General features: G+C 41.6%; 7 protein-coding genes. 4 read left to right on the forward strand and 3 right to left on the reverse strand.

What is annotated here, in order from left to right; translation table 11 throughout:
• Positions 1-255: 255 nt before the first annotated feature.
• On the forward strand, positions 256-870 hold the full coding sequence (locus AABI99_RS16760) for a trimeric intracellular cation channel family protein (RefSeq protein WP_338367233.1): 615 nt from the start codon (positions 256-258) through the stop codon (positions 868-870).
• A gap of 33 nt (positions 871-903) precedes the next feature.
• A complete protein-coding gene (locus AABI99_RS16765; protein ID WP_338367234.1) occupies positions 904-2,412 on the forward strand; it encodes a YifB family Mg chelatase-like AAA ATPase in 1,509 nt (502 codons plus the stop codon).
• Positions 2,413-2,489: 77 nt separating this feature from the next.
• Here AABI99_RS16765 and AABI99_RS16770 read toward each other — a convergent pair whose 3' ends face one another.
• Together AABI99_RS16770 and AABI99_RS16775 are read right to left on the reverse strand one after the other, a co-directional pair.
• The gene (locus AABI99_RS16770) at positions 2,490-3,194 is read right to left on the reverse strand and encodes a response regulator transcription factor (RefSeq protein ID WP_338367235.1); all 705 of its coding nucleotides are present in this window, start codon (positions 3,192-3,194) and stop codon (positions 2,490-2,492) included.
• 177 nt (positions 3,195-3,371) lie between these two features.
• The gene (locus AABI99_RS16775; protein WP_338367236.1) at positions 3,372-5,867 is read right to left on the reverse strand and encodes a S9 family peptidase; all 2,496 of its coding nucleotides are present in this window, start codon (positions 5,865-5,867) and stop codon (positions 3,372-3,374) included.
• Between the two features lie 84 nt (positions 5,868-5,951).
• On the opposite strand from AABI99_RS16775, the gene AABI99_RS16780 reads away from it, so the two are divergent.
• The gene (locus tag AABI99_RS16780) at positions 5,952-7,028 is read left to right on the forward strand and encodes a hemolysin family protein (protein ID WP_338367238.1); all 1,077 of its coding nucleotides are present in this window, start codon (positions 5,952-5,954) and stop codon (positions 7,026-7,028) included.
• An 18-nt stretch (positions 7,029-7,046) separates the two neighbouring features.
• On the opposite strand, the gene AABI99_RS16785 is transcribed toward AABI99_RS16780, so the two are convergent.
• Positions 7,047-8,264: an EAL domain-containing response regulator gene (locus tag AABI99_RS16785; protein ID WP_338367240.1), complete on the reverse strand. Its 1,218-nt coding sequence runs from the start codon at positions 8,262-8,264 to the stop codon at positions 7,047-7,049.
• Between the two features lie 183 nt (positions 8,265-8,447).
• On the opposite strand from AABI99_RS16785, the gene AABI99_RS16790 reads away from it, so the two are divergent.
• A complete protein-coding gene (locus AABI99_RS16790) occupies positions 8,448-9,464 on the forward strand; it encodes a site-2 protease family protein (RefSeq protein WP_338367241.1) in 1,017 nt (338 codons plus the stop codon).

Genomic DNA, 9,464 nt, shown 5'->3' on the forward strand with positions numbered 1-9,464 from the left:
TAGCCAGCAAAGGTCGTCGGTTCAAATCCGGCTCCCGCAACCACTGAAATAAAAAGTTAGAATGAATCGACACTCTATATGAGTGTTTTTTTATGCCTAAAATTAATTCCCGCCTTTGAATAGACCTCCCACATAAATTGGTACCTTCCTAAGCAATATTTTATAAATATTATAAACTTCTGTAAAAAGGTGTTATTACTTAAAACTTTGTAGTGTTTGTGTTAAAACGACACAAATAATTTTGGGTTGTTAAACATGACTGAGCTCTATCACTGGTTTGATTTAATTGGCATTGCTGTATTTGCTGTTACAGGTACTCTGGTAGCGCATGAAAAGAAGATGGATGGCTTCGGTGTGGTGGTATTAGCAGCGGTGACAGCCATTGGTGGCGGTACGGTTCGTGATCTAATATTAGATGTGCCAGTATTTTGGCTACACGACCAAAGCTTTTTTTATGCCATATTAGCCGCTGTATTTATAACCACACGGCTTATTAATAAGCAAAAGTCGATTCCGCATTACACATTACAAATTGCCGATGCATTTGGTTTAGCATTCTTTGCGGTAATGGGCACCCAAAAAGCATTACTAGCCGGTATGCCAAATATGACTGCGATTATTATGGGAGTCATTACCGGTTGCTTTGGTGGCATGCTCCGAGATGTGCTTGCCCGCGAAATTCCTATGCTGCTAAAAGGCGAGTTATACGCTATTACCTGTATTGCTGGCGGTGTAGTTTATACACTGGGGATTCACTTTGCGCTCGCGACCGAACTTGCTATGGTAATGGCAATGCTAACCACCTTATTGCTTCGTATTACTGCTATTAAATGGCAAATCACAGTACACGTTTTTAAATATTCTGACTAAACTAATTAATTAAACCATTAATTAGGATAAGGAATGTCGCTAGCTCGCATTTATTCTCGTGCCCAAGTGGGTATAAACGCCCCCGAGGTTATTGTAGAGGTACACCTAGGTAATGGTTTGCCAGCTTTTCATATTGTAGGGCTTCCTGAGGCCTCAGTTAAAGAATCAAAAGATAGGGTGCGTAGCGCCCTCGAAAACTCACAATTTGGCTTCCCTGATCAGCGGATCACCGTAAATTTAGCCCCTGCCGATTTACCTAAAGATGGCGGGCGTTTTGACTTAGCCATAGCGGTAGGTATTTTAGTGGCCTCGGGGCAAGTAGCCTGTCCTGATATACATAAATACGAGTTTTACGGTGAGCTTGCGCTTAATGGTGAGGTGCGAGGTGTAAATGCCATTTTGCCCTCTGTACTTGCTGCAAAAGAGCAAGATCGCTGCTGTTTTTTACCTTTTGCGAACGACAGCCTAGCGAGTTTAGTCAATGGTGTTAAACGCAAAGCGGTTAATTCGCTGCAAGAAGTGTGGGGCGATTTACTAAATCAGCAGCCCTTGCCTTTGAATATTGAATACCCAGATTGCGCCCAGTCTCCCGACTTTTTACTCGATTTAAGTGATGTTAAAGGCCAACCCGGTGCCAAGCGTGTACTAGAAATAGCCGCAGCTGGAGGTCATAATCTACTTTTTTTAGGCCCACCTGGTACGGGTAAATCTATGCTTGCTCAGCGAATGGCGACCATTATGCCTACCATGTCTGACGATGAAGCTATATCTACCGCTGCGCTGTATTCTATTATTGGTCAATCAATTGATTTAAATAACTGGCGCCAGCGGCCGTTTCGAAACCCACACCACACTTGCTCGGCAGTTGCTTTAGTCGGTGGCTCTTCTAACCCAAAACCGGGTGAGATTTCACTTGCGCATAACGGGGTGTTGTTTTTAGACGAGCTTCCGGAATTTGAACGTAAAGTGCTTGATTCACTACGTGAACCTATGGAAACCGGCTCTGTGGTCATCTCTCGTGCTGCAAGGCAAATGGAGTTTCCGGCGCAGTTTCAGCTAATAGCCGCACTCAACCCAAGTCCTACCGGGTGCCATAATGATAAGCGAGCAACGCCTGACCAAGTTATGCGTTATTTATCTCGCGTGTCAGGCCCGTTTATCGATCGTATCGATTTGCAAATTGAGCTGCCACGTTTAACCAGTGTTGAGCTGCAAAGTACTCAGCCTGAAGAAAGCAGTGCTCAAGTTAGGCAGAGGGTTGAAGCGGCATACCATATACAGTTAAAACGCCAAGGTAAGGTTAACGCCCGTTTAAATAACAAAGAAATGAATATTTATTGTGAGCTTGCGCCTGCTGAGTTGCAGTTTTTAGCACGAGCCAGCGAAAAATTGTCGTTATCGCCACGTTCGTACCATAGGGTCATTAAAGTGGCGCGTACGATTAGTGATTTAAAAGGCGCAGAACACATTAGTTTAGAAGAGCTAAAAGAGGCGCTAAATTACCGCGCATTCGAGCGGTTGCTAGCGCAGTTAACTAAATAATACAAACCGCAATAATGCTGAACCATTGTAAGGTGATAAGCTCGGCGTATTTTTACTATGTTAAAAATTTTAATGCGCTAAATTGACAGCATATAGCCTTTGCCACGTACGGTTACAATACGTTTTTGATCTTTTTCATCGTATAGCTTTTTACGTAAACGGCCAATCAAAACATCCACAGTGCGGTCATTTGGGCTCCAATCAGGCTGGCCTATTTCTTCTGATATTTTCTCACGTGAGGTGGCTTTGCCTGCGTTGCTAATTAAACAAATTAGTACTTTGTGCTCGGCTTCGGTTAAGCGCGACTCAATACCCGATGAGGTAATTAATGTACGGTTGTCGGGGTGAAGTTTAAAGTCGGCGTATTCTATAAATTCTTCGCTTTCGTCATCATCTTGATTATTTACAATGCGTTTGTAAAGTGCGCGCATGCGTAGCTCAAGCTCTAATAAGTCAACAGGCTTGCAAATATAATCATCGGCGCCTTGGGCAAGCCCTGCAATACGATCGGCTTGTGAGTCGCGGCTAGATAACACAATGACGCCAATATCGGTCAAAGTGTTGAGCTCTTTTGCGAGCTGCAATCCATCACGCTTGGGTAATACAATATCAATAATGGCAAGAGAAATAGCATTGCGCAGGTTTGCGCGTTGCCTAACTATGTTTAGAGCATCAGCACCTGTGGAGTCTATTTCTATCGAGAATTCGGTGTCTGTAAAGTGATTTTGGATGCGTTTAACGAGTAGTTCGTCATCTTCAACCAATAAAACGTTAATTGCCATAGGACTTATTTTTGTATATTTATAGCACTGTATGTTAGCACCAATCGTTTAATGCTGAGAAGGGGGGGATGTAACTTTTCGGTAACTTTATATTTCAAATATAAAAGGCGCTACATAAAGCGCCTACTTATATATTTGAGCTCTGCACAGCGAGTAAAAAATATGCTCAGCGGTGCGTTACTTATTTGAGTACATAGCGTCCCACCATTGTGGTTCGCCTTTGAGTTGTTTATCAAAATAAGCAAGCATGGTGTCCCACCAGTCAAAGCGTTTATCACGGGCAAATATCTGATGGTCAGCCCCTTTGTATTCAATAAGCTCCACGTCTTTATTTAAAAGCTTTAAGGCGGTGTACATGGTTAAGCTTTCGCCTACTGGCACATTAGTATCGCTATCGCCATGTAAAAGCAGCAATGGCGTTGTTACTTTATCGGCATGAAACACAGGGCTATGATCGCTGTACAGCTTAGCGTTATTCCACGGAAAGCTATTTTTAGAGGCTTCGCCTGAGTATAAGTAACCCCACCAACCTTCGCCCCAATAGGAGGTTAAGTTTGATATACCCGCGTGGGCAATGGATGCACTAAACATGTCAGTTTTTGTGGCAAGTAGCATGGTCATAAAGCCGCCGTATGAGGCGCCTAAATTACCCACTTTGTTGCTATCAACAAAATCGTATTTTTTCAAAAATGCTTGGGTACCTTGCATTATATCGTCAGCGGTATAGTCACCCCATGCATTTACGTGCTGTGCAGAGAACTTTTGCCCAAAGCCTGTCGCTCCTGTGGGTTGTAATACATAAACAACATAGCCATTTTCTGCCCACAGATTAAATGGATAACGCCCTGTAAATCCACGTGTAACCGGTGAAGTGCCGCCGTAGTAATATACAAGTGCAGGGTGCTTTTTAGTTTTATCTAAATTAGTAGGTAGGTAGACTCGCCCTGTTATTTCTACGCCGTCTTTATTTGTAAAATTAAACTCTTCAAGGGTTGGAATTTGTGTATTCGCGTAGGCAAGCGGCTTAGAATCCCAAATTAAATCTGTTTTGTTTTTACTAATATTTAAGCGTTTGAGCTGCTGCGGAGTAGATGCAGTGGTGCCACTTAGTAGTACGCGAGGGTTTCTCTCGTGCGAGAAGCTAAATTTTTCAACGATATCAAACCCCGTATTAAGCTTTTTAAAGCGTTGTTTACTCAAGTCATATAAATACAAAGGCTGGGTATCTAGCTCGGTTACTTTTATAAGCGCATCGCCATTATCAAGTACATGTAACTCGCCTATAGCGGGGTCAAACTGCTTACTCAGTGCCTTAACGTTTTTACCTTTATCGCTAAGTAGATACAATTGGCCATCGTAATTATTAGCTAACATCTCCTTTGGAAGCGCACGGCCTGCGCCATTTTTAAAATCGGGGCCTGCGACAACATATACATCTTTATTGACGTATTTTGCATGGTTGAAGGTTTTAAATTTACCAAAAGAGGTTATTTTATTTGATTGTAAATCAAGCTCTAGCAGTTCGGTTTCAGGGTGTGTGGTTGCTTGCATTAACATTGCTTGGCGACTCATTAATACTTTACCACGATTGAGATTTACATCTTCTAAACTATGCGAAATTGGCCCTTGGCTAAGCGCTTTAATTAAGCCGCTGTGTGTATCTAGCATATAAAGTTGGCTTACGTTGCGTGCGTATGACCATCTATCTTGCAGGCCTTTGTAGTGCTTAGTCAGGCTATTGCTATTTTCGGGGGTTTTAGACCAGCTAAAAATAAGGCTGTTATTTTCATAAAAATGAAAGTTACTCGCGCCTTCTAGCCCTTCGGCTAAGGTTTTAATGCTGAGGTTTTTACGGTTTAGCTGTTTTAGCTCATTGCCTAACATATAAACTAAAAATTGGTTGTTGGGACTCCACGCTATATTGCTTGGCTGTTGGCCTTCAAAGCGATACAAGGTTTGATTTTGGTTATTTTTAAGCTCAGTTACTACGCTTGCTTGGTTAGCCGTTTGGTTAGAATAGCTGCGTGTACTAGTAACGTATTGCTTAGCATCGGGCGCTAAAGAAAGCCCACTAATGGTCGGTGCATCAAAAAGCTGCTGGGCTGAAAGGCGCTTGCTTGAAGAAGTATTAATTGTAATTTTGTCAGTGTCGGATTTTGGCTCAAAGTCGAGAGAAACGTTGTTCCAGTTGGCAACCTGTTGCGTTACTACAATCACTTGATGAGTACCGTTTGTTAATGATAAAGCGTAACTGTGGTCTTCACCTTTTTGAAGCTTGGCATCGATAAACAGCTGAGCGTTTTCTACTCCCTTTAAGGTTAACGTACCTTGGCTAAAGCGGTTTGTTTCAATGTTGAACTTAAGTGCTTGTAGGCCACCTAAAGTCAGTGCGTTAACTTTATTAAACGGCTGCCAGCTGTACTTTTTACCAAATACAGACACGCTGTCGGTACTACGTTGCAAGGGCCCTAAAACGTTATTAATAATAGTTTGACCGTGTGGCGTTTGAAACGGTTTAACTTGCATGTTTTCGCCAAGTGGGCCAATAAACTCAATATTTGATTTATCAAGCGGGGCTGCTATTGCTGTCATGCTTATACTGCTCAAAGCAAAAAGCTTTGCGGCCTGTTTTAATAATCTATTTTTTGTGGTCCAAGGTGAGCTAATTCTCATATTTGTGCCTATTATTGTTAGTTATTTGGCCAAATATAGCATGTATTGATACCATGCCCATATGTTCAACTCATCGGAGAAAAAGTGACTTTACTAATTGTGTACATGGTTGCTGCCATTACTATTTCTTTTTTGTGCTCTGTAATGGAGGCGGTGCTGTTAAGTATTTCGCCAAGTTATGTGGCGCTATTGCGTAAAAACCAACCTGAACTTGCTAAACAACTCGAAAAGCTAAAAAATAATGTAGATCAACCTCTTGCTGCAATTTTAACGCTAAATACGGTTGCACACACTGCAGGTGCTGCAGGGGTAGGCGCGCAAGCCGCGGTGGTTTTTTCAGATGCTGCGGTCGGCATTGCTTCTGCCATAATGACACTTTTAGTATTAGTACTTTCAGAAATTATTCCAAAAACCTTAGGGGCCAATTACTGGCGTGCCTTAACACCCAGCGTCACATACTCTTTACGCTTTTTGGTCGTTTTGCTAAAGCCATTTGTGTGGTTTGCTCAAAAGCTCACTAATTTAATGGGCGCCAAGCACGATGAGGCTTTTTATATTCGCCAAGAAATAGAAGCCATGGCAGATATTGGCACTGAGTCGGGAGCTATTCACCAAGATGAGTCTGAAATTATTCGTAATTTACTGCATTTTAGGCATGCTAAACTTTGCGATTTAATGACCCCACGCACCGTACTGTACAAGGTGCACAAAGGTTTAACCGTCGATCAGTATATGAGTGAGCATGGTTCGTCATCGTTTTCGCGAGTGCTTGTATTTGATAAAGACGCCGATGATATTATTGGCTTTGTGCATAAAAACGATATTATGCTGGCCTATCACCGCCTTGGCACCGACTATAAAATTAGTAAATTAGTTAAGCCTATTCACACAGTGCCAGAAGGGCATAATGTGTCGTCGTTACTACAAACCTTGCTTAAACAGCGCACTCACATATGTTTAATTGTTGATGAGTACGGTGATGTGCAAGGTATTGTAACCCTAGAGGATATGATAGAAGCCCTTATGGGGCTTGAAATTGTTGATGAGCGCGACCAGTCTACTAATATGCGCATGGTTGCCAAGCAGCGTTGGCGTCAGCGTTTAGCAAGCAGTGAGCATATAGTAAGTGAAGATGACGACATGCCCCGAGACAATAAGTAATTGCTTCAGGGTCGTGTATTAGCGTTTAATTTTGCCCCCAGTGCTATTGACCCAGTTTAGTGCCCACTCAATAAAATCGTCTTTGGGCTTGGGGCGGGTAAATAAAAATCCCTGCATCGCTAAATTGGTGCGATAATTTTTTAAGTACAGTGACTCTTCAGCGCGCTCCACGCCCTCAGCCACCAAGGCTAATTGCTCTTGGCTAGCAATATCAACCAATGAGCTGACGACCACTTGCGAAAATTGATCTGTTTCAATATTACTAATAAGTGTGCGGTCAATTTTTATTTCAGTAAAAGGCAGGCGTTTAAGCTGGTTCATATTAGTAAAGCCCACACCAAAGTCATCAAGTGATATACCAAAGCCATGCATTCTTAACCTGTTTAGCGTTTCTAGCTGAGAAAGGCTAGACAGCGCATGCTGCTCGGTAATTTCTAAAATAATATCACTTGGTGAGAGCTCATTGAGCTGTAAAATAAGCATCAGCTTGTTGGGGCAGCTTAAGTCATCCAGTTGTGTAGGCGATAGGTTAAAAGCCAGTTTTAGGTGTGCAGCAATGCGTGTTCGTATAGTTTTTAAGTCGCTGGTGGCTTGTTCAAATAAACTAAAGGTAATTTGATTAATTAAACCGCATTGCTCCGATAATGAAATAAAGCGGTTAGGCGTTATGATTTCGTCTGTGTGCGTTTTAACTATCCGCGCTAACACTTCAATACTTTCAATTTCACTGGTTTGAGAATTTATTTTTGGTTGATAGTAAGGCGTTATTTCGTTTAGCTTTATCGCCTCCTGCAAGTCCTCTTCAGAGATGCAGGTATAGGAGTGATCGTTGTGTACGGCTAAATACTGTGCCTTTTGTAAAACAGTTTTTACATGGCTAAGTTGTACAGGCTTAGCTAAATTTGCGACTAAATGAATATTACTATGACGCGCTAAATTTGCAGCCAAATTAATAACCTTATGATCCATTTCAGAAATTATAACAACTGCACCTTTAAAGTTGAGCTCGCCTAGCTTTCTGATGAACTCCATGCCATCCATTTCAGGCATATTTAAGTCGGTAAATACAATATCGTAAAAGTTTATATCGTCTGTTACATGAGTTAACGCTTGCTGAGCACTCAGACATTTTGTGACTTTATTCGAGACTCCTAACTCATTTAAAATGGCCTCCATCACAATTAAAATCGCCTTAGAGTCATCTACAACTAAAATATTGGGTTCCGAAATCGACATGCTCTATCCTTGTAACTGCTTAGTATATTAGTACTGTAAAAATAGTGCCTGTTCAGCCTTTTGTCAGCTTAGTTTTTTATTATTTTTTTATACCTACAACGCGTTTGTTATATAACTTTTACGTAATTCGTGTTTTTTAATTTCAACGGTATACTAGCGCCATTGTTTTAATTGGTTTTAGTCATGATAAAAATCGAACTTATGCTCGCAAAGCAGCCATTAACGTTAATGGTAAGCGGGCAAAAAATAGTACAAATATTCCATAATCAACAAGCAATAACATTTGAAAATTCGAAGGATAATTATGTTGAGTTTGCCTTAAACAACCAGCGAATAGGTATAGATAGCTCGCAGATTCAGGAGCAATCACTTTCGTTGTTTGTTGATGATGTATTTGCTACTCAGCTTGCTTTACCTGCACCAGTAAATAACACACCCAAAAAAGGCTTTTTAGGGCTAGCGGCATTGGGCTTTAAATTATTTAAAAGTGCAAAAGTAATTAAGGTTGCTTTAGCGAGTGCATCGGTTGCCGGCTATGCGTGGCTTTTTAGTATTGAATTCGCATTAATGCTAATTGCCTGTTTAGTAGTGCATGAATATGGGCACGTAAGAGCCATGAAATACTTTGGCATAAAAACTAAAGGTATTTACCTTATTCCCTTTGTAGGCGGGCTTGCTGTAAGCGACGATAAAATAACAACGCGCTGGCAAGATGTGGTTATATCCCTCATGGGTCCGGCATTTGGCTTATTCACCTCAGTGTTGGGTGTGGTTTTATATTACGCCACAGAAATGGATATATTTGCCGGTGTTGCGGTGCTTAGTGCACTGCTTAATTTATTCAATTTACTGCCTATTTTACCGCTTGATGGCGGGCATGTATTAAAAAGTATTAGCTTTTCAATGCGCTCTTGGGTTGGTTTAAGTGTGTGCTTACTCGGTGTGTTATTTGGCTTATGGCTAAGTTACACCTTTGGTTTAATGTTACTGGTGTTCTTTTTGTTTGTTGGGGCGCTAGAAATTGTATTTGAATGGCGTGGCCGCCATTACTCGCATTTATTGCCGCTTGATAAATACGGCCAAGGCTTTTCAGCGGTTATGTACGCTATTGTAGTTGCAGGGCATGTAGCAGTGATGATGCACTTTGCCGATTCAGAAAATCCAATATTGAGCCTGCCGATGACGATTTTATCGAGCTAA

This window comes from uncultured Pseudoalteromonas sp. (genome assembly GCF_963922945.1).
Taxonomy (GTDB): Bacteria; Pseudomonadota; Gammaproteobacteria; order Enterobacterales; family Alteromonadaceae; genus Pseudoalteromonas.

Coding starts and splice junctions, on each gene's coding strand:
- AABI99_RS16760 (WP_338367233.1), top strand. CDS start 256: ATGACTGAGCTCTATCACTGGTTTGATTTAATTGGCATTGCTGTATTT.
- AABI99_RS16765 (WP_338367234.1), top strand. CDS start 904: ATGTCGCTAGCTCGCATTTATTCTCGTGCCCAAGTGGGTATAAACGCC.
- AABI99_RS16770 (WP_338367235.1), bottom strand. CDS start 3,194: ATGGCAATTAACGTTTTATTGGTTGAAGATGACGAACTACTCGTTAAA.
- AABI99_RS16775 (WP_338367236.1), bottom strand. CDS start 5,867: ATGAGAATTAGCTCACCTTGGACCACAAAAAATAGATTATTAAAACAG.
- AABI99_RS16785 (WP_338367240.1), bottom strand. CDS start 8,264: ATGTCGATTTCGGAACCCAATATTTTAGTTGTAGATGACTCTAAGGCG.
- AABI99_RS16790 (WP_338367241.1), top strand. CDS start 8,448: ATGATAAAAATCGAACTTATGCTCGCAAAGCAGCCATTAACGTTAATG.